Consider the following 20,324-nt stretch of genomic DNA (forward strand, 5'->3'; position numbering starts at 1 on the left):
GATTGTAGCGGTCAGGCTACAATGCCCCGAACCCCTATCCGGAGCTTCGAGACCATGCCTCACGCCCTCTCCCGTTCGCCCGCGACGCAACGCCCGCGGCGATTCCCGCGCAGCAGAACGGCCCTGCTGGCCGCGCTGGTGGCGGGAGGGCTGACGAGCCTACCGGCATGGTCGTCGCAATCGACGGCCGCCCCGGTGATCGCCCAAGCCGCACAGGAAAGTGGCACGGGTGGTCGGGCGGCCGTCCAGATTGAACGCTCGCGCCCGCGCACCGGCCTGCTGAGCTCGGAGCGCACCGATCTGCCGCGCGTCGCGCTCACTGAAGACATCATGTACCGCGTGCTGGCATCGGAAGTGTCATTGCAGCGCGGGCTGGTCGAACCGGCGTACCGTACTTACCTCGCGCTGGCGCAGGACACGCGCGACCCCCGCTTTGCCCAGCGCGCCACCGAAATCGCGTTTCTCACGCGCTCCCCCGCGCAAGCGCTGACTGCCTCGCGCCTATGGGTGGAGTTGTCGCCGACGTCCATGCCGGCGCGCCAGGTGCAGCAGCTCCTGCTGGTGGCAACGGGACAGTGGTCGGAAGTCGAGCCGATGTTGCAGGCGCAGTTGAACAAGGTCTCGCCCGGCCAGCGTGCCGATGCCCTGCTGCAATTGCAGCAGCAGATGTCCAAGAGCAGCGATCCGGCGGGTGCCGTAGGCGCGCTGCAGCGCATCGCCTCACACGACATGCAGCGCCCGGAAACGCATCTGGCCCTGGCACGCGCGAAGGTTGCCGCCAAGGATGTCCCTGGCGCTCTGACGGAACTGGACACGGCGCTCAAGCAACGTCCCGGCTATGAAGACGCTGCCATCCTGGCCGCCGAACTGCGCGCCGACGGCGACCCCGATGCCGCCATCGCCGGCCTGCGCAGCTTCCTGAAAGCTGCACCGGCGTCCATCGACGGTCATCTCGCGCTCGCGCGCATGTACCTCGTGCGCAACCAGCAGGACAAGGCGCGGGCCGAATTCGAAACACTCAAGAAGATCGCCCCCAACGATGCGCGCATCACGCTCGCCCTGGGGCTGCTGAACCTGCAGCAACGCCAGTACGACGACGCAGAGCGGTATTTGAAGGAATACGTGGCCGCCACCGCCAAGTCGCCCACGCTGAGCCCCGAACCCGGCTACCAGGGCCTCGCGCAGTTGGCCGAGGAAAAGCGGGACTACGCCGGGGCGCTCGGCTGGGTCGACAAGATCACCGGCTCCGCCAACGGCGACGCCGACGGTCAGACCGCACTGGCTGCGGGCATCAAGCGTGGCCAATTGCTCGGCAAGCTGCGCCGCATCGACGAGGCACAACAGACCTTCGACGAACTCGTCGCCGATTCCGAAGACGTGCCCGATGGCCCGCGCCGCCAGGCGCTGATGGACGGCATCCGCCAGGCCGAAATCGGCATGCTGATGGACGCCAAGGCTTACGGCCGCGCCCGCGCCCGCGTCAACGAACTGCTCAAGAGCGACCCGGACAACGTCGAATACACGTACCAACTGGCGATGCTCGAAGAGCACGACGGCCACTACGACAACATGGAAACGCTGCTGCGCAAGGTGATCGACCTGCGCCCGGGTCAGGCCATCGGTTACAACGCGCTCGGCTACTCGCTGGCCGACCGCAACGTGCGCCTGCAGGAAGCGCAGGAGCTGCTGGAGAAAGCCGTGTCGCTGGCACCGGATGATCCCTATATCGCGGACAGCCTCGGGTGGGTCAAATACCGTCGCGGCGATCTGCCTGCCGCCACCGACATCCTGCGCAAGGCGTGGACTGCCGCCCCGCAAGCCGAAATCGGCGCGCACCTGGGCGAAGTCCTGTGGCAATCCGGCAAGCAGGACGACGCGCGCCAGATCTGGACCGAAGCGTCCAAGCTCGACGTGAACGACACCACCTTGCGTGACACGCTGCGCCGCTTCGGCCAACCGGTGCCCAATGTTCCCGTGAGTGCGAATTGATGGCGATGCGGTTCACGCGCGCGCTTGGCGCGCTGATGCTCGGGGCCGGCTGCGTGCTGTTCAGCGGCTGCACAACCTTGCGGCCAGCCAACGACCTCTTCGCCGGCACGCAAGACGGCGATGCCACCATCACACGCTATCAGGGTCGCTTCTCGGCCCGATACACGCAGAACAACGCCGAGCAAAGCGCCGTCGGCAGCTTCCTCTGGCGCGAGCGCGGGCCCGACGTGCAACTTGAACTGATGTCGCCGCTGGGCCAGACACTGGCCATCGTCAGCCAAAGCAACCAGGGCGCGACGCTCGAACTGCCGAACCAGCCGCCGCGCCGCGCCCCCGAAGTCGACACGCTGATGCAGGATGCGCTCGGGTTTTCGCTGCCGGTTTCAGGCCTGCGGGACTGGCTGCGCGCGCGCCCTGCCCCCGGCACGCCGGCACGCGTGGCACGCGACGCGCAATCGCGCCCCGAAACCATCGAGCAGAACGGCTGGACGGTCCACTACGTCGCGTGGGCCGACAACGGCAACAACGCCGATGGCGCCAAGGCGACCATCCGCCGGCTCGATCTCGATCGTCAGCACGGCGCCAACGGCCCGCTCTCGGTGCGACTCGTGCTCGACCAGTAACGCCTCTTCGCCATGTCCTCCGCCCCCGTCGAGCTGCGTGACTGCCCCGCGCCCGCCAAGCTCAACCTCTTCCTGCACGTGGTCGGCCGCCGGCCTGACGGCTACCACCTGCTGCAAACCGTCTTCCAGTTGATCGACTGGAGCGACACGCTGCATTTCGCGCGCCGCACCGACGGCCGTCTCGTGCGCACCACCGATATCCCAGGCGTGCCTGCCGATGACGACCTCATCATCCGCGCCGCGCGCCTGCTGCAAGCAGAAACCGGCTGCACCTACGGCGCCGACATCGCCATCGAGAAACGCCTGCCGATGGGCGGTGGCATTGGCGGCGGCTCTTCTGATGCCGCCACCACGCTGCTTGCGCTCAATCGACTCTGGGGCCTCGACCTGCCACGCACGCAACTGATGGTGATCGGCCTGAAGCTCGGCGCCGATGTGCCGTTCTTCGTGTTCGGCCAGAACGCGTTCGCCGAGGGAATCGGCGAACAACTGACGCCCGTCACGCTGCCGCCAGCGGCCTTCGTGGTGATTCACCCACGCGTGCATGTGCCCACCCCTGCAATTTTTTCCGATGAAGGGTTGACACGCGATACGCCACTCACCATAATTACGGACTTTCCTGACCAACAAATTGTTTTCGCTTACGGTCGCAACGATCTGCAAGCGGTGGCGGAAAGGAAATACGGCGAAATCGCCCGAGCACTTGTCTGGCTGCGTCAGTTCAGCCCTCTGGCAAGAATGACCGGATCCGGCGCCTGCGTATTTGCTCCGTTCGACAACGTTGAGCATGCGCAAGCGGTAGCGGATCAGGTGCCTTCCGAATGGGAAGGTCGGTGTGCGGCAGGTCTGACGCATCACCCGCTCGCAAGATTTGCTGTGTAAGGTTTGCAGTTATCGCTTCTGCAATGGAGGCGGTAACCGATAGGTTGTGTAGGGGCGTCGCCAAGCTGGTTAAGGCACCGGATTTTGATTCCGGCATGCGTAGGTTCGAATCCTTCCGCCCCTGCCATTTTCTTCCTCATGTTCCCAGCAATAGCCCGGTTGGTGCTTCAACTGACCGGCGCGTCTGAAGTCGAAAAACAGGTGCCCCGATGAGCAGCGAAGGCTTGATGGTTTTTACCGGCAACGCCAACCCGAAACTCGCCGAAGCTGTCGTCAAGCACCTAGGCATTCCGCTAGGCAAGGCCCTCGTCGGCCGATTCTCCGATGGTGAAGTCCAGGTCGAGATTCAGGAAAACGTGCGCGGCAAGCACGTGTTCATCCTGCAATCCACGTGCGCTCCCACCAACGACAACCTGATGGAATTGATGGTGATGGTCGATGCGCTCAAGCGTGCGTCTGCCCGGCGCATCACGGCCGCCATCCCCTACTTCGGCTATGCGCGCCAGGACCGTCGCCCGCGTTCCGCACGTGTGGCGATTACCGCCAAGGTCGTGGCCAACATGCTGGAAGTTGCCGGCGTCGAGCGCGTGCTGACGATGGATCTCCACGCCGACCAAATCCAAGGCTTCTTCGATATCCCGGTCGACAACATCTACGCGTCGCCGATCCTACTCGAAGACCTGCGCAAGAAGAACTACGAAGACCTGCTCGTGGTGTCGCCTGACGTCGGCGGCGTGGTGCGCGCACGTGCGCTCGCCAAGCAGCTCGGCGTGGATCTGGCGATCATCGACAAGCGTCGCCCGAAGGCCAACGTGGCCGAGGTGATGAACATCATCGGTGAAGTCGACGGCCGCAACTGCGTGATCATGGACGACATGATCGACACCGGCGGCACGCTGTGCAAAGCGGCGCAGGTGCTCAAGGAGCGCGGCGCCAAGCAAGTGTTCTCGTATTGCACGCACCCGGTGCTGTCGGGCGGCGCCGCTGCCCGCATTGCAGACTCGGCACTCGACGAAGTGGTCGTGACCGACACCATCCCGCTGCGCGAAGACGCCATCAAGTGCGGCAAGATCCGCCAGCTCTCGACGGCTCCGCTGCTGGCCGAAACCTTCACCCGCATCGTGCGCGGCGACTCGATCATGTCGCTGTTTGCTGAATAATTCGGCACCCGAGCGGCTTACTGTTATAATTCAAGGCTTTACCGCAGAAAACGTCGATTAGACGGCACTTCTGCGGTCTCTGCGGGACGCAATATGGCGCCCCCTTCACCAGACGGCTTGGTCGCGAGTCGTCTTTTTCGTTTGGAGCAATCATGAAAGTTGTCGCTTTCGAGCGTAGCGTTCAGGGCACTGGTGCGAGCCGCCGCCTGCGCAACGCCGGCAAGACCCCGGGCATCATCTACGGCGGCGAAGCCACCCCGAAGTTGATCGAACTCGATCACAACGCGCTGTACCACGCGCTGAAGAAGGAAGCCTTCCACTCGTCGATCCTCGACATCGAAGTGGCTGGCAAGGTGGAAAAGGCGCTGCTGCGCGACTTCCAACTGCACCCGTTCAAGCAACTGGTTCTGCACGTCGACTTCCAACGCGTGTCGGCCAAGGAAAAGATCCACGTCAAGGTGCCGCTGCACTTCCTGAACCAGGAAACCGCACCGGGCGTGAAGCTGGGCCACGGCATCGTCAACCACATCCTGAACGACGTTGAAGTGTCGTGCCTGCCGGCCGACCTGCCGGAGTTCATCGAAGTGGATCTGGGTTCGCTGGAAATCGGCCAGACCCTGCACATCGCTGACCTGAAGCTGCCGAAGGGCGTGACCATCCTCACCCACGGTGGCGATGAGAACCCGGCGGTTGCCAACATCAGCGTGCCGGCTGGCGAAAAGTCCGCTGCCGCTGAAGAAGGCGCTGCTGCTGCAGGCGAAGACAAGCCGGCAGCCTAAGTTGCCGCACCTCGCACCTCGGTGCGAGCGAAAAAAAGCCCGCCGAGCCTGTCTCGCCGGGCTTTTTTTCTGCCTGAGCGGGGCGAGCCGCACCGCCTCCGGGCTGCGGAATGCAGCTATGCTTGTACGATCAAGGGGCGCGTCCTGCACCTCCATCTGACACGAATCGCATGATCAAACTCATCGTCGGCCTCGGCAATCCGGGCGCCGAATATGCGGCGACCCGACACAACGCCGGCTTCTGGCTAGTCGACCAGCTCGCTCGCATGGGCAACGTGACGCTGCGCAACGAGGCACGGTTTCACGGCTATGCAGCGCGTGCCAACCTTTGGGGCAACGAGGTGTGGTTGCTCCAGCCGCAAACTTTCATGAACCGGTCCGGCCTGGCCACCGTGGCACTCGCTCGCTTCTACAAGGTGATGCCCGATGAAATCCTGGTCGTGCATGACGAACTCGATTTGCCGCCCGGCGCCGTCAAGCTCAAGCTCGGCGGTGGTTCCGGCGGCCACAATGGCCTGAAGGACATTGCCGCACATCTGACCACGCAACAGTTCTGGCGGCTGCGCCTTGGCATCGGGCATCCGCGCAATCTGTTGCCGCCGGGCGCCGCGACGTCGGGCCAGCATGACGTCGCCAACTTCGTGCTCAAGGCGCCTCGCAAGGAAGAACAGGACCTCATCGACCGCGCCATCGATCACAGCCTTGATGCGCTGCCGGAGCTGATCGCCGGCAATGCCGAGAAAGCCATGATGCGGCTGCACACCGCGCGCTGATCAACGTCACCGAGGACACGGCCATGACACCGTTCGCCATACTCACCTCGCGCGCCGCCGTGCTGGCGGGTCTGGCGCTTGGCTTGGCAGCGACCAGCCTGCCGGCGCATGCGCAGGTATACCGCTGCAGCGAGAACGGCCAGACGACCTATTCCGACCACCCTTGCGGTACGCGCGCGAGGCCGGTGCCGATGATCGACAACACACCCACCGCCGCCGACCAGAAGGCAGCCCGCGAGCGCGCCAGCGCCGAGGCCGCCGAAGTGCAGCAGATGGAAACCGCGCGCCGCAAAGCGCAGGCTGCGGAAGATGCCCGACAAGCCCAGATTGCCGCGCAGGCTGCCGAGGAGGCGCGCCGCGAGCAACGGCAGAAAGTGGTGGTTGCGCAGGAAGGCGTTCGCTACTGCCATCGCGTCTATGTAGGGCCCGTGCCGTACCCGGCGCCATACCCGCAGCCCTATCCCACGCCGATGCCGGTAATCCGCCAGCCTCCCGCGCCTGCTTCAGGTGCGCTGCGCCAACCTGGCAATGGCCCGAAGCCGTTCGCACAAGCGCCGGTGGCGCCGACACCGATCATGCCGCGCCCGCCGCATCCGCATTACCCGCACTACCGCATCGTCTGCGAGCCGGGCTATGCGTACGAGGGGCCGGAAGACCTGCTCCCCATCCAATAAACGTACTGCCGACAAAACGGCAACCACCAATGAAAAGAGACGGCCGAAGCCGTCTCTTATCTTGTGTGCTCACGCCGCGCGTGGTGGTGCGGAGGTGAGTTGAACGTACTTGTGCATCAACTGCTCGTGCGTTTCCTCATGGGCCGGGTCCTTGGGGATGCAATCCACCGGACAGACCTGCTGGCACTGAGGCTCGTCGAAGTGGCCGACGCATTCGGTACATTTGCCCGGGTCGATCACGTAGATCTCCGGGCCCATCGAAATCGCGCCGTTAGGGCACTCAGGCTCGCATACGTCGCAATTGATGCACTCATCGGTGATTATGAGCGCCATGATGCCTTCCTTGAAATGGCCGGCGAGCCAGCGCTCGCCAAAGCGTCATTTTATTCCGATTTGCCCGACCCTTCCGACTTGCCGGTCTTTTCCTTGAGCCATTTTTCGACCGACGGGAACACGAACTTGCTGACGTCACCGCCGAGCACGGCGATTTCGCGCACGAACGTGCCGGAGATGAACTGGTATTGATCCGACGGCGTGAGGAACATGGTTTCCACGTCCGGCAGCAGATAGCGGTTCATGCCGGCCATCTGGAATTCGTACTCGAAATCCGACACCGCACGCAGGCCCCGCACGATGACGCGCGCGCCGTTCTTGCGCACGAAATCCTTCAGGAGACCGGAAAACCCTTCGACCCGCACGTTGGGGTAATGGCCGAGCACTTCACGGGCGATCTCGATGCGCTCTTCCAGCGCGAAGAAGGGCCGTTTGTTCGGGCTCTGCGCCACTCCGACGATCAGCTCATCGAAGATGTTGGATGCACGCCGCACGAGGTCTTCGTGGCCGCGCGTGAACGGATCGAAAGTGCCGGGATAAACCGCGATCACCATGGTTCCTCCACCAAGGGGAAAAGAGTATCCGCAAGCGTCGGCGTGGGACATGGCCGCGCCGGTACTGCATTCGGACACCGTTGCGTTATCGAGCGCGGCAGATCCCGAGCCTGCCGCCTGTGCCACCAGCATCCACCGGGCGTACCCGAGTTGCGGGTGCCGCCCGATGCTCATGCACCGGTTGCGAGCGGCGTAGTTTAACCGTTTTTGCGCAGCAGCAAATGTGCATGCACCGCACCGGCGCGCAGGTGTTTGTGAAGCACCAGATCGGCGGGCAGCGCGATGCCGGTGGCCGGCTGGGCATCATGTGAATCAGCACTCACATCCATCAGCGGCTGCGCTGCTTCAACGTAAATCACGCCTCCGGGCTTGACCACCCGCGTCGCGGCTTCCAGCGCGCGCAGCGTCCAGTCCTGCGCAAACGGGGGGTCGATGAACACAGCATCGAACGCAGCATCGGGCTGCCGAGCGAGCCAGGCGAAAGCGTCGCCGGAGACGATGTCGACCATGCGTGCGCCCAGCTTGTCGCGGATGGCGTGCAACGCGCGCACGGCCGGGGCGTGGTTTTCGATGAGCGTCACCTGGGCGGCGCCGCGCGAAGCGGCCTCGAAGCCGAGCGCTCCGGTGCCGGCAAAGAGGTCGGCGCAACGCCAGCCGGTCAGGTCCTGACCGAGCCAGTTGAAGACGGTTTCACGGACGCGGTCGCTGGTCGGGCGAAGGCCGTCGGCATCAACCACCGGAAGCGGCGTGCGCTTGTATTGCCCGCCGATAATGCGGACCTGCTGCGGGGCGCGCGCGTGCGACGTGGCGGTCTTGGCCTTGGGGCCTTTGGAGCTGGAGGTACGAGGTGCCATGGGCGCGATTTTAGGGGCTGTTGCCTCATAAAACGAGCGCAAACAAAAACCGGCGGGAAACGCCGCCGGTTTTTTCGGATGAAGACGCGGTACGTCAGTTCGCAGCAGCTTTTTCCGGACCGCCCACAACGATCGTCGCCATGGCCTGCGGCTGCAGCACGCGCTGGAACGCCGTGCGCACCTGTTCACGCGTGACAGCCGCGATGCGCTGCGTCCACGTATCCAGGTAGTCGAGCGGCAGGTTGTACCAGCCGATGTTGGCCACGTTATCCAGCAGCTTGCGGTTACTGTCCAGACGCAGGGGGAAGCCGTTGACGAGGTTGTCCTTGGCCGCCTTCAGCTCCGCGTCGGTCGGGCCATCGGCGACGAACTTGGCAACCGTGTCACGCACCACGCCCAGCGCTTCCTCGGTCTGGTCCTTGCGCGTCTGCAGCGCCAGTTCGAACGGACCGGGCTGTGCAGCGGGCGCGAAGTAGCTGCCGATGCTGTACGTCAGGCCGCGCTTCTCGCGCACTTCATTGGTCAGACGCGCGCTGAAGCCGCCCCCGCCCAGCACGTAATTGCCGACCAGTAGCGGGAAGTAATCCTTGTCGCCACGCGCGATGCCCGGTTGCCCGAGGATGATGGTCGCCTGCTGCGCGGGGTGCGGAATGCGGATCGTCTCCGCCTTCGGCAGCGGCATCTTGACGTCAGGCAGCGCCGGCGGCGTGGCGCCGTCAGCGGGCAGGCCACGCGTGATCTGCTCGGCGATGGCCTCGGCTTCCTGGCGGCTGATCGCGCCGATCAGCGTCACGACCGCGCGCTTGGCCGTGTAGTTGGCCTGGTAGTAGCGCACGATGTCGTCGCGCGTGATGCTCTCCACCGTTTCCGGCGAAGCGGTCTGCCCGTACGGATGCGTGCCGTAGATGGCCTTGCCGAACGCGCGCTCGGCCAGCACCGACGGTTTGGTCAGCGATTCGCGGATCGCAGCCACCAGGCGCTGCTTGTCGCGTGCCAGCACGGCATCGGGAAAGGTCGGCGCCGAGACGATCTGCGTCATCAGCGCGATGGCCGGGCCGCGCTCAACGGGGTCTGACAGCGTGCGCAGGCGCAGGCTCGTGCGGTCGCCACCGGCACCGCCGCCAAAGCTCGCGCCCACATCGGCAAACGCGTCTGCAATCGCCGCTTCATCGCGCGCGGGCGCATTGCCCTGCGCCGCAACGCCCTTGTCGAGCATGCCGGCCGTCAGCGAGGCGAGGCCCACCTTGGCGGCCGGCTCATAACGCGAACCCGCATCAACGTCGAGGTTGATGTCGAGCATCGGAATCGACGGGCTCGGCACGAAGAACACGCGCGCGCCGGTCGGTGCCGTCCAGTGTTCGATGGGCAGCGCGGCCAGGGCATTCTGCGCCGCCGCAGCAACAATGGCGACCAGCGCCGTCTTCAGGGTCAGAGACATGGCGCGCATCAACGCAGCCCTCCTTCATCGCGCATGCCGGGAACAGGCTTGCGCGCCGGTTTGTTGGGATCGATCGGTTGCGGCAGGAGCGTGGCGACGACGAGGTTGTCTTCGCTGAAGTAGGTCTGCGCCACGTGCTGGATCTGCGCCGACGTCACGGCCTTGATCTTCTCGAGCTGGCGATCGATCGAGCGCCACGACAGGCCGCTCATCTCGTTCATGCCGATCTCCATGCCCTGGCCGAACACCGAGTCGCGCTTGTAGATCTGCGCGGCCACAACCTGTGCCTTCACGCGCTTCAGTTCGGCATCGGTCACGCCTTCCTTGGCGATGCGCTCGATCTGCGCGCGCAGCGCCTGTTCGATCTCGGCGGTGGTGTGGCCGTCGGCGGGCGTGCCGTCCATCAGGAAGATCGACGGGCCGCGGTTCAGGCCGTCGTAGCCGGCATTGACGTCGTCGGCGATGCGCTTTTCGCCCTTGACGAGCTGGCTGGACAGGCGCGCGTTGTCATAGCCATCGAGCACGGCGGACAAGACCTCCAGCGCATACGGATCGACGTCTTTCTCGACATCGCTCAGGCGCGGCACCTTGTAGGCCAGCACAACGTATGGGTTCTCAGCCGGGGCCTTCACCCAGATGCGTTTGACGCCGATCTGCTTGGGCTCCTCCTGCGCATAGCGGCGCGGCAGCACGTGCGGCTTGAGCTTGCCGTACGTGCGCTGCGCGAGGCGAAAGACTTCATCGGGTTTCACATCGCCCGCGACGATCACGGTGACGTTGTTGGGCGTGTACCAGGCGTGGTACCAGTTCTGCGCGTCCTGCACCGTCATCGTGTCGAGGTCGCCCGGCCAGCCGATGGTCGGGTTGCGGTACGGGGCGGCGTTGAACAGCGTGGCCAGCATCTGCTCATACACGGTGGAACGGGCGGAGTCGTCGATGCGCATGCGGCGCTCTTCCTTCACCACGTTCATCTCCGGCTTGAACTCCTTGTCGGTGAGCTGGAGATTGGCCATGCGATCGGCTTCGAGCCCCATGACATCAGCCAGGTGCGATTTCTCGATCTGCTGGAAGTACATCGTGAAGTCGCGCGTGGTCATGGCGTTTTCACGGCCGCCCAGGGCCGCCACGCGGCGGGAGAACTCGCCGGGGCCGACTGCCTTGGTGCCCTTGAACATCATGTGTTCGAGCATGTGGGCGACACCCGTGGTGCCGTTGTGCTCGTCGATGCTGCCGGCGCGATACCACACCATGTGCGCGACGGTGGGAGCGCGGTGGTCTTCCTTGACGATCAACCGCAGCCCATTAGGCAGCTTGTATTCGTGCGTGTCGGACTGGCTGGCGCCCACCTTGCCACCGGTCATGGCGGCGGTCGGATGCCCCGGTGCAGCGGCCAGCTCCTGCGCGCCAACATGACCGGCCAGCAGGCCCGCCGCCAGGGCCGTCGCGGCCAATTGCCAGACTCGCGACCGAGCCCGGTTTGAAACGATTCGCATGGAAGAGCGCATAAGGGCTGTCTGATAAAATTCGACGCTTGATTCTAACGGCGAAATAGACTGCCTTTTACGATGTTTAGTTTCTGGAAGAAGCGCAAGGCAGAGCCCCAACCGGCCGCCGAACCCACGCCCTCAGCGGCGCCCGAAGCCGCGCAGGCGCCTGCCCCGGCTGCCATCCCTGGCGCCGCCCCCGTCCCCATACCCGCACCTGTTGCAGCCCCCCAGCCAGTCGCTGCACCGGCTTCCGCGCCCGCACCTGTCGCGGCGCCGGCCCACGTTGCCGTGCCGGACGCACCTGCTGCGCAACCTGCGCTCGACGTGCAAGCCGACGACGTCGAAACCGTCCCCACGCCCGCCGTGATCGAACAGGCCCGCAAGGGCTGGATGTCACGCCTGCGCTCCGGACTGTCGAAGACGAGCAAAGGCCTGACCACGCTGTTCGTCGGCGTGAAGGTGGACGAAGCGCTGTTCGAAGAGTTGGAGACCGCGCTGCTCATGGCCGATGCCGGTGTCGACGCGACCGAATACCTGCTCGGCGAACTGCGCCGCCGCGTCAAGGCACAGCGCATCGAAACGGCCGAAGGCGTGAAGACCGCCCTGCGCGATCTGCTGGTCGAACTGCTGCACCCGCTGGAAAAAACCATGGTGCTCGGCCGCGAGCAACCGATGGTGATCATGATCGCGGGCGTGAATGGCGCCGGTAAGACGACCAGCATCGGCAAGCTGTGCAAGCACTTCCAGACCTACGGTCAATCGGTGCTGCTGGCAGCGGGCGACACATTCCGCGCCGCCGCGCGCGAGCAACTCGTGATCTGGGGTCAGCGCAACAACGTCACGGTCGTGGCGCAGGAATCGGGCGACCCGGCCGCCGTGATCTTCGATGCAGTGAACGCCGCGCGTGCACGTGGCATCGATATCGTCATGGCCGACACCGCCGGCCGCCTGCCGACGCAGCTGCACCTGATGGAAGAACTCAAGAAAGTGCGCCGCGTCACCGCCAAGGCGATGGCCACGGCGCCGCACGAAACGCTGCTGGTGATCGACGGCAACACGGGGCAGAACGCCCTCGCGCAAGTCAAAGCCTTTGACGAAGCGCTGGGCCTCACGGGCCTGATCGTCACCAAGCTGGACGGCACCGCCAAGGGCGGCATCCTGGCCGCCATCGCGCGGCAGCGTCCGGTGCCGGTGTACTTCATCGGCGTGGGCGAGCAGGTGGAGGATCTGCAGCCGTTTTCCGCGCGCGAATTTGCGGATGCGTTGTTGGGATAACGTCCTGCGAAACCTTGTTGCACAGAAACGCCCTGAATTGTTCAGGGCGTTTCTATTTGCGGCCGAACCTGTCGGCGCTCTGCATTTATCAACACCTCGCGCGTATTAAGGCTCAACTAGCAGCCTCCGGCCAGCATGCACCCTGCGCTGATTTCAAGCACCCATTGAATTGGAATTGTCTGATTGAGACTCAGCGCATAGCGCTGCTCCAATGGAGCACTTCAGCGAAGTGCTCCATTGGAGATAGCAGATGCAAGACACACAATCTGGCAAGGTCTACGTTGCGGCGTTCAACGGCGCGAAGACAGCCAACGGCGGCGAGGTCATTCAGGGCTCTTGCACCATCCAAGATAGCGGACACACGCTCCTGCTCGTGGGCGATGAAGCTGTCTACCCAGACGGCAGCGTGGCTGCCATTACCGCGGGTGCGGGCATGGCGATGGTGGACGACGATCGTCCCGTTGCGATTATTGGCAGCCCACTGAGCAACGGCGACACCATTGTTTCGTCGCCAATCACGGCCCTGACTTTCGATGAACCGGCGGACGCGCCCATCATCGGCCTGCTTGACCCGGCGTACCGTCCGGAGCCGGCGACCGACAGCGTGATCTGAGGGGCCGATCATGGAAGACATGCGCCCCGGCCTCAGGCATGGTGACTTAACAACGACGGGTGGCGTCATCATAGCCACCGGCAGGATGCGGTTCCACGGCAAAGAGGTGGCTGCGGAAGGGGATCTGGCAACTTGTCCAGCCTGCAAATCCATGGGCCGCCTAGTCAATGACGCCTACCCAGCGTTCGGGCTTCCGGGCGGTCGCCAGCTCGCCATTCAAGGTGCGTGGATCTTCTGCAAATGCGCCAATCCCCCTCGCGCGATTGCTTCGACGGACAAGTTTCGGGTTGCGGTGAATCGGATGACCGCATCCGATGCCCAACCCCAATCAAGCACGCACACCCCGATCTTCGATGAGCAATTCCTACTAAAGGATCGCCAGGGCAATCCGCTATCAAATACGTACTACACGGCCAAGCTACCCAACGGGAAAATCAAACACGGGACCACTGATCAGTTCGGCCGCACCGAACGCATTCAGACCAATGATTCACAAAAAATTGCCGTTTACATTGGACATCGGGAGAACGCTTAATGCCGGATGCAATTTGTATTACCACAACCAACAACACCTCAGACTCCTGTGTTCCAGTTACTGTAACGAGATTATCGAAGCCATGGAAGGTATCAGATGAGGGACTATCTTTCACCGCCGTATGGGAATCAGGGTTGCTGAACGGAGTTAACTTTCAAGGACACGTTGTTACGGACGGATTCATATTGAAGGCATATTACGATAACGTGGGAATCTTGACCGTTGGATGCGGACATAGAGTTCTTCAAGCCGACAACATATCCGCCGGCCAAACCATTTCCCTAGAGCGGGCCAGAGAATTTAAGAGGAAAGATATTTCGATTTCCGAACGTCGAATCAATAACGACGTACATGTTCCACTTCTACAATATGAATATGACGCCCTTGTTAGCATTGTTTACAATACCGGGGCTGGGCAAGGGGCAAACTCGTTAATTCAGAAAGTCAATACGGGTGACTACCTTGCAACGGCGAAGTTCCTGCCAGGCTATCGCGTTGGAACCAATAGAGGCGTGCAGGCAAGGCGCGCTTCGGAGGCACGACTTTTCACAACCGGCGTTTATGATGCATCTCACTAAAATAATCGCACCAATCCTGATAACCGCATCGGGCTTCGCTTTTTCGGCTTCGGATAACAAATCCGATTGCCTGAAGCACCTTGGGGGCGGATATGGGGATGCACAATGTTACCAAGCACTAAGAATTAATCTCACCAAAGAGAACGCGAGAATTTACAAGAGCGTTTCCAAATCAATTCCCCATGGAAATTCTCATGCTCGACTATTGAACGAATACATGACCTCGCAATCGCACGCCGAGAAATTTTGCGCGCTACAACGAGATGCGGGCGCAAAATGGGAAAACAATTCCGACGGAACTATGTATCCTGCAATTTATGAGGAATGCCTCTATGAAATCAGGAAGGCACAAAATTCATTTCTTAACAATCTATTAGAGATGTCGCAATGGTAAAGAAGAAGAACAAAGAAAAACAGAGCTAGAAGTAAATCCGTTTCTCAGCGGCATTTTTCTATCCGTGTCTCTAGGCAGTGTTCTGGAAGCGCAACCCGGACTATCTCAGTGCAACAGGAGGAAAGGCATACAAATGAAGCCCTCAGCGCTTTTGACGACAACAGCAATTACCTTGGCAAGCAATGTTTATGCTGCGGGAATTTTGGAGAATTACGATAGCTTTTATGCCAAACACCCTCACGTACTGTTTGGCGATGCAATGAAGTTCGACAGCAACTCCAGCTATGCCACTCCAGGAGAACGGCTTGCCAAGTTGAAATGTGGATGGGTGGGTCGAGCAATCCGCAATACGAGTCCCGGCTAACGAATAAGGTCGAACGTCAAAGTGCGCTGGCTCCTGCGGCAAAAAAAAGGCGTCGCCACCGCGACGCCCCACATCTCAATCACGCCGCATCCGGCTGCACCCCAGGCGCAGCCCTCTGAAACGCCTCCTGCGCCATGCAGTGCTCAAAGATGCGCGCGAGCGTCGGGTAATCCTCCACCGCCACATCAAATCGCTTGCCGTTGAACACCTGCGGGACCAGGCACACGTCGGCCAGCGTCGGCGTGTCGCCAACACAGTAAGCACCCGTCAGCGGCGACTGTGACAGCCGCGTCTCCAGTGCCGCAAACCCCAGCTTCACCCAGTAGCGATACCAGTCGTTGCGCGCCTCTTCTTCCACGTTGAACGTGTTCTTCAGATACTTCAGCACGCGCGGATTGTTCAGCGGATGGATCTCGCAGGCAATCGCCAGCGCAATCGCGCGGATGTGCGCGCGATTGCTGGGCGAGCCCGGCAGCAGCGTGGGCTCGGGGTGCGTCTCTTCCAGGTATTCGACGATCGCCAAGGACTGGTTCAGCACGTCGTTGCCGTCGCACAGCACGGGCACCAGCGCATCGGGGTTCAGCTTGACGAAGTCGGGCGCGAGTTGCTCGCCCTTGAGCAGGTGCACCGGCGCGTAGTCGTACGGCAGGCCCTTGATCTCCAGGGCGATACGCACACGAAACGACGCCGAACTGCGGAAGTAGTTGTACAGCTTGATCGACATGGCTTCTGACTCTTCTGTCGCGTCTATCAAATGACCTTGACGTGCAGTTCGCCCACGCCGTCGATCTTGCCGACCATCAGGTCGCCGACGACGACCGGGCCGACGCCTTCGGGCGTGCCGGTGTAGATCAGATCGCCCGGGCGCAGCTCGAACAGGCGCGACAGATACGCAATGGTTTCCGGCACCGACCAGATCAGGTCCGACAGGTCACCGCGCTGGTGTTCACGGCCATTGACCGACAGCGTGATGGCGCCCTTGTCCGGAAGCGCCACATCCTTGGCCGGCACGATCGGGCCAATGGGCGCCGAGCCGTCGAAGGCCTTGCCGGTTTCCCAGGGGCGGCCGCCCTTCTTGGCGGCGTTCTGCAGGTCGCGGCGCGTCATGTCCAGGCCGATGGCGTAACCGTAGATATGGTTCGCTGCCGTTTCCACGGCGATGTCGCGCCCGCCCGTGCCGATGGCGACCACGAGTTCGATCTCGTAGTGGCAATCCTTGGTTTCAGTCGGGTAGACGAACTGGCCGGTCTCGCCGTCGGGGATGTAGCGGACGGCGTCGGCCGGCTTGCAGAAGAAGAACGGCGGTTCGCGGTCGGGGTCGGAACCCATCTCGCGTGCATGGGCGGCGTAGTTGCGGCCGACGCAGTACACACGGCGCACCGGAAACTGGCCTTGCCCGCCACGTACGGGAATGCCGTTGACGGCGGGCGGGGTGACGACGAAATCGGTCATGCGGGTCTCCTCGAACTAAGCTGGATTGGAACAGGTGGGGACACTGCGGCCACCGCCCCCCGGCGACCGACGAGTTTGCGAGGATACACCCGCACCGGCCCGGCGCGGTTCTTGCATGACTGGCGTGCACCCTGCCCCACTTTGCACCATGCAGACGAAGCCGCCACTCCCGCCAGCCACACCTTCGGCCCCTCCCGCCGCCGCGCCGATGCGCGTGCTGCTCGTGCGCGATCCGCTCGATGCCGAACAGATCAACCTGGAGTTGATCCGCGCCGGGCTGGCCGAGGCGGGTTTTGTGGATGTCGGCCTGGCGGACGCCGACCTGACGCTGCCCGAGCGCATTGCCGAGACACAACCCGACATGGTGATCGTCGCCTCCGAATCGGCCGCGCGGGACACCATCGAGCACGTTTGCGTGGCGACCCAGCATGCGCCGCGCCCGATCGTGCTCTTCACCGACAACGACGACGCCACGCGCATCAAGACGGCGTTTGCCGCCGGCATCACGGCCTACATCGTCGACGGGATCAAGCCCACGCGTGTGAAGGCCGTGCTGGACGTCGCCTATGCCCGCTTCGAACACGAGCGTGAATTGCGGGCCGAGCTGGACACCGCCAAGACGCAACTCGCCGAGCGCAAGGTGCTCGAGCGCGCCAAGGGCCTGCTGATGAAGCAGATGAACCTGTCGGAAGACGACGCCTTCAAGCGTCTGCGCAAGATGGCGATGGACCGCAACATCAAGCTGGTGGAAGCCGCCCAACGCGTGATCGATGTGATGGCCGGCTGAGCGGTCAGACCGCCGCCCAGTTTTGGTGCGTCGCACAACTCCGGCGCTGGAAACGCACCAGTCGCGCGCGGCGTTCCGGACTCCAAACGTGGCGTTCCGAACCTCAATCGCCAAGCTAAAAACCTCACACGTCGAGTTCTGAACCTCAATTGCCGAGCTAAAAGCCTCACGCGCCGAGCTCTGAACCTCAATTGCCGAGCTAAAAGCCTCACGCGCCGAGCTCTGAACCTCAATTGCCGAGCTAAAAGCCTCACACGCCGAGCTCCGAGCCTCAATCGCCGAGCTAAAAGCCTCGCGCGCCGAGCTCCGAGCCTCAACGGCCGAGCTAAAAGCCTCATGCGCCGAGCTCCGAGCTCGGAACGCCGAGAAAAAAGCTCGGCGCGCGGCGCTCCGAACTCGGATAGCCGAGACCCATCGCGCAACGTTGGCATACCCCTTGCAAGTGTCGCTGCGAAGCCGGTGCCAACGTGGGTATCGGCATGGGACAACGGCGTCCCGACGCACGGCTCTGCGACCCTTCCTTGGCGATGGGCGATGGCGCGCGTCGGGACGCCTTTTCTTTGGAGCCATGGATGGCCGCGCCAGACAAGACCGACGCTCTCGTCAACCCGATCAACCCGAAGCGCCGCAGCATCATGAAAGCCGCGGCGACGATTGCAGGAGGCAGTGCCGTGGCATTGATCGATCCGCTGGTGCGCGCCGGCGCCTGGGCCGCCGGTTCCGATGCGCCCGAGAAGACGGAGCTGAAGGTCGGCTTCATCCCGCTCACGGACTGCGCTTCGGTGGTCATGGCGTCCACGCTCGGCATCGACAAGAAGTACGGCATCAAGATCACGCCGTCGAAAGAAGCCTCGTGGGCCGGCGTGCGCGACAAGCTCGTATCGGGCGACCTGGATGCGGCGCACGTGCTCTACGGCCTGATCTACGGTGTGCAGCTCGGCATTGGCGGCCCCAAGAAAGACATGGCCGTGCTGATGACGCTCAACAACAACGGCCAGGCGATCACGCTGTCGAACAAGCTCAAGGAAGCGGGCGTCAAGGACGGCGCATCGCTGCGCGCGGTCATGACCAAGGAGAAGCGCGAATACGTCTTCGCGCAGACCTTCCCGACCGGCACGCATGCGATGTGGCTGTACTACTGGCTGGCCGCGCACGGCATCCACCCGCTGCAGGATGCGAAGGCGATCACCGTGCCGCCGCCGCAGATGGTCGCGAACATGCGCGTGGGCAACATGGATGGCTACTGCGTGGGCGAGCCGTGGGGTGCCCGCGCGATTGCAGACAACATCGGCTTTACCGCCGAGACAACACAGGCCATCTGGAAAGACCACCCGGAGAAGGTGCTCGGCACCACGGCGGAGTTCGTGCAGAAGTATCCGAACACGGCGCGTGCGCTCACCGCTGCAGTGCTGGAGGCGAGCAAGTTCATCGATGCGTCGGCGTCGAATCGCCGCAAGACGGCCGAGACCATCGCCGCCAAGTCCTACGTCAACACCGACATGGACATCATTCTCGACCGCATGCTCGGCCGCTACACCAATGGCCTGGGCAAGACGTGGGACGACCCGGACCCGATGCGCTTCTACCACGACGGCGCCGTCAATTTCCCGTACCTGTCGGACGGCATGTGGTTCCTCACGCAGCACAAGCGCTGGGGCTTGCTGAAGGCGCATCCGGATTACCTGGCCGTCGCCAAGCAGGTCAACCGCATCGACATCTTCAAGCAGGCGGCAACGGCCACCGGCACGCCGCTGCCCAAGAGCGACATGCGCACGGCCAAGTTGATCGACGGCGTGGTGTGGGATGCGAAGAACCCTGCTGCGTATGCGGACGGTTTCAAGCTGAAAGCCTGACGCCGCTGTCCTCCTGAACTTCCGAATTTCTGATTGCGGTCCCTCACATCGATGGAGCCCGACATGAACACGCTCGTCAAAACGTTGTCCGGCGTGCAGTCCGACGCCGCCCCTGAACGTCGCCGCCTTATTGCGCGCGACTGGTTTGTCGCCGCCGTGGTGCGGGGCTTTCCGCCCGTGCTGGGTTTCGTGCTGTTTGTGCTGGCGTGGCAGGGCATTGCCACGGCCATCCCTGCACTGCCGACACCGGCGGTGACGTGGAAAGCGGCCGTCGCGCTGTTTGCTGATCCGTTCTATCGCAATGGCCCGAATGACCAGGGCGTGGGCTGGAACGTGCTCGCGTCACTGGCGCGCGTGGGTGCGGGCTTTGGCATGGCGGCCGTCATCGGCATTCCGGCGGGCTTCCTGATCGGGCGCTTTGCGTTTCTCAATGCGATGGCCTCGCCCATCATCAGCCTGCTGCGGCCGGTGTCGCCGCTGGCGTGGCTGCCGATCGGGCTGCTGCTGTTCAAGTCGGCCAACCCGGCGGCCATCTGGGCGATCTTCATCTGCTCGATCTGGCCGATGGTGATCAACACCGCCGTGGGCGTGACGCGCGTGCCGCAGGACTACCTGAACGTGGCGCGCGTGCTGAACCTGTCCGAATGGAAGGTGTTCACGCGCGTGCTGTTTCCCGCGGTGCTGCCGTACATGCTGACGGGCGTGCGGCTGTCCATCGGCACGGCGTGGCTGGTGATCGTGGCGGCGGAAATGCTCACCGGCGGCGTCGGCATCGGCTTCTGGCTGTGGGACGAATGGAACAACCTGAAGGTCGAGCACATCGTCATCGCCATCTTCGTGATTGGCGTGGTGGGCTTGCTGCTCGAGCACGCGCTGCTGGCGATTGCGCGGCGCTTCTCGTACGACGCGGTTTGAGGACATTGGGGG

Annotated in this window: 22 protein-coding genes and 1 tRNA gene; 16 read left to right on the plus strand and 7 right to left on the minus strand. The window is 63.2% G+C overall.

What is annotated here, in order from left to right; translation table 11 throughout:
• Window positions 1–54: 54 nt before the first annotated feature.
• From R2669_RS11865 to R2669_RS11900, 8 genes are all read left to right on the plus strand, one after another.
• Window positions 55–1,989: a tetratricopeptide repeat protein gene (locus R2669_RS11865; protein ID WP_316900258.1), complete on the plus strand. Its 1,935-nt coding sequence runs from the start codon at window positions 55–57 to the stop codon at window positions 1,987–1,989.
• Window positions 1,989–2,612, plus strand: a complete 624-nt coding sequence (lolB, locus tag R2669_RS11870) for a lipoprotein insertase outer membrane protein LolB (protein WP_316900259.1) — start codon at window positions 1,989–1,991, stop codon at window positions 2,610–2,612. The genes R2669_RS11865 and lolB overlap by 1 nt, the downstream gene beginning before the upstream one ends.
• Before the next feature lie 12 nt (window positions 2,613–2,624).
• Window positions 2,625–3,494, plus strand: a complete 870-nt coding sequence (ispE, locus tag R2669_RS11875; RefSeq protein ID WP_147217224.1) for a 4-(cytidine 5'-diphospho)-2-C-methyl-D-erythritol kinase — start codon at window positions 2,625–2,627, stop codon at window positions 3,492–3,494.
• Between the two features lie 50 nt (window positions 3,495–3,544).
• Window positions 3,545–3,621: transfer RNA gene (locus R2669_RS11880), tRNA-Gln, on the plus strand.
• Between the two features lie 82 nt (window positions 3,622–3,703).
• Entirely contained in the window at window positions 3,704–4,654 is a 951-nt protein-coding gene (locus R2669_RS11885; RefSeq protein ID WP_004633415.1) for a ribose-phosphate pyrophosphokinase, read from the plus strand.
• Window positions 4,655–4,806: 152 nt separating this feature from the next.
• A complete protein-coding gene (locus tag R2669_RS11890) occupies window positions 4,807–5,433 on the plus strand; it encodes a 50S ribosomal protein L25/general stress protein Ctc (protein ID WP_027678312.1) in 627 nt (208 codons plus the stop codon).
• A gap of 170 nt (window positions 5,434–5,603) precedes the next feature.
• Window positions 5,604–6,206 (plus strand): aminoacyl-tRNA hydrolase, encoded by a 603-nt coding sequence (pth, locus tag R2669_RS11895; protein ID WP_316877256.1) that lies wholly within the window; start codon window positions 5,604–5,606, stop codon window positions 6,204–6,206.
• Window positions 6,207–6,229: 23 nt separating this feature from the next.
• The gene (locus R2669_RS11900; RefSeq protein ID WP_316900261.1) at window positions 6,230–6,880 is read left to right on the plus strand and encodes a DUF4124 domain-containing protein; all 651 of its coding nucleotides are present in this window, start codon (window positions 6,230–6,232) and stop codon (window positions 6,878–6,880) included.
• Between the two features lie 69 nt (window positions 6,881–6,949).
• On the opposite strand, the gene R2669_RS11905 is transcribed toward R2669_RS11900, so the two are convergent.
• The 5 genes from R2669_RS11905 to R2669_RS11925 form a co-directional block, all read right to left on the minus strand.
• Window positions 6,950–7,213, minus strand: coding sequence for a YfhL family 4Fe-4S dicluster ferredoxin (locus R2669_RS11905; RefSeq protein WP_027678315.1), 264 nt, complete (start codon window positions 7,211–7,213; stop codon window positions 6,950–6,952).
• A 50-nt stretch (window positions 7,214–7,263) separates the two neighbouring features.
• Complete coding sequence (coaD, locus tag R2669_RS11910) at window positions 7,264–7,767, minus strand: pantetheine-phosphate adenylyltransferase (RefSeq protein ID WP_027678316.1); 504 nt, start codon at window positions 7,765–7,767, stop codon at window positions 7,264–7,266.
• 197 nt (window positions 7,768–7,964) lie between these two features.
• The gene (gene rsmD / locus R2669_RS11915; protein WP_147217230.1) at window positions 7,965–8,621 is read right to left on the minus strand and encodes a 16S rRNA (guanine(966)-N(2))-methyltransferase RsmD; all 657 of its coding nucleotides are present in this window, start codon (window positions 8,619–8,621) and stop codon (window positions 7,965–7,967) included.
• Between the two features lie 94 nt (window positions 8,622–8,715).
• Complete coding sequence (locus R2669_RS11920; RefSeq protein WP_316900262.1) at window positions 8,716–10,068, minus strand: M16 family metallopeptidase; 1,353 nt, start codon at window positions 10,066–10,068, stop codon at window positions 8,716–8,718.
• Window positions 10,068–11,564 (minus strand): M16 family metallopeptidase, encoded by a 1,497-nt coding sequence (locus R2669_RS11925; protein ID WP_316900264.1) that lies wholly within the window; start codon window positions 11,562–11,564, stop codon window positions 10,068–10,070. The genes R2669_RS11920 and R2669_RS11925 overlap by 1 nt, the downstream gene beginning before the upstream one ends.
• 60 nt (window positions 11,565–11,624) lie before the next feature.
• Between R2669_RS11925 and ftsY the strand changes: the two genes are divergently transcribed.
• From ftsY to R2669_RS11945, 5 genes are all read left to right on the plus strand, one after another.
• Window positions 11,625–12,821: a signal recognition particle-docking protein FtsY gene (gene ftsY, locus R2669_RS11930; protein ID WP_316888658.1), complete on the plus strand. Its 1,197-nt coding sequence runs from the start codon at window positions 11,625–11,627 to the stop codon at window positions 12,819–12,821.
• Window positions 12,822–13,071: 250 nt separating this feature from the next.
• Window positions 13,072–13,434: a PAAR domain-containing protein gene (locus tag R2669_RS11935; RefSeq protein ID WP_316888660.1), complete on the plus strand. Its 363-nt coding sequence runs from the start codon at window positions 13,072–13,074 to the stop codon at window positions 13,432–13,434.
• Between the two features lie 10 nt (window positions 13,435–13,444).
• Window positions 13,445–13,969 (plus strand): PAAR domain-containing protein, encoded by a 525-nt coding sequence (locus R2669_RS11940; protein ID WP_316888661.1) that lies wholly within the window; start codon window positions 13,445–13,447, stop codon window positions 13,967–13,969.
• Entirely contained in the window at window positions 13,969–14,547 is a 579-nt protein-coding gene (locus R2669_RS24820; RefSeq protein ID WP_425343189.1) for a lysozyme, read from the plus strand. Before R2669_RS11940 ends, R2669_RS24820 begins: the two co-directional genes overlap by 1 nt.
• Window positions 14,548–15,074: 527 nt before the next feature.
• Window positions 15,075–15,305 carry a hypothetical protein gene (locus R2669_RS11945; protein ID WP_316888663.1) on the plus strand — a complete coding sequence of 77 codons (231 nt, stop codon included), beginning with the start codon at window positions 15,075–15,077 and terminating at the stop codon, window positions 15,303–15,305.
• 79 nt (window positions 15,306–15,384) lie between these two features.
• Here R2669_RS11945 and maiA read toward each other — a convergent pair whose 3' ends face one another.
• Complete coding sequence (maiA, locus tag R2669_RS11950; protein WP_316900265.1) at window positions 15,385–16,029, minus strand: maleylacetoacetate isomerase; 645 nt, start codon at window positions 16,027–16,029, stop codon at window positions 15,385–15,387.
• Window positions 16,030–16,055: 26 nt separating this feature from the next.
• Window positions 16,056–16,757, minus strand: a complete 702-nt coding sequence (locus R2669_RS11955) for a fumarylacetoacetate hydrolase family protein (RefSeq protein WP_147219270.1) — start codon at window positions 16,755–16,757, stop codon at window positions 16,056–16,058.
• Between the two features lie 148 nt (window positions 16,758–16,905).
• On the opposite strand from R2669_RS11955, the gene R2669_RS11960 reads away from it, so the two are divergent.
• The 3 genes from R2669_RS11960 to ntrB all read left to right on the plus strand — a co-directional run bounded on the left by R2669_RS11960 (window position 16,906) and on the right by ntrB (window position 20,312).
• Window positions 16,906–17,544 (plus strand): ANTAR domain-containing response regulator, encoded by a 639-nt coding sequence (locus R2669_RS11960; protein ID WP_316888667.1) that lies wholly within the window; start codon window positions 16,906–16,908, stop codon window positions 17,542–17,544.
• A 572-nt stretch (window positions 17,545–18,116) separates the two neighbouring features.
• Window positions 18,117–19,397, plus strand: coding sequence for a CmpA/NrtA family ABC transporter substrate-binding protein (locus R2669_RS11965; protein ID WP_316877265.1), 1,281 nt, complete (start codon window positions 18,117–18,119; stop codon window positions 19,395–19,397).
• Between the two features lie 63 nt (window positions 19,398–19,460).
• Window positions 19,461–20,312 (plus strand): nitrate ABC transporter permease, encoded by an 852-nt coding sequence (gene ntrB, locus R2669_RS11970; RefSeq protein ID WP_147219248.1) that lies wholly within the window; start codon window positions 19,461–19,463, stop codon window positions 20,310–20,312.
• The last annotated feature ends 12 nt before the right edge of the window (window positions 20,313–20,324 follow it).

This window comes from Ralstonia edaphi (assembly GCF_958350185.1).
Taxonomy (GTDB): domain Bacteria; phylum Pseudomonadota; class Gammaproteobacteria; order Burkholderiales; family Burkholderiaceae; genus Ralstonia; species Ralstonia edaphi.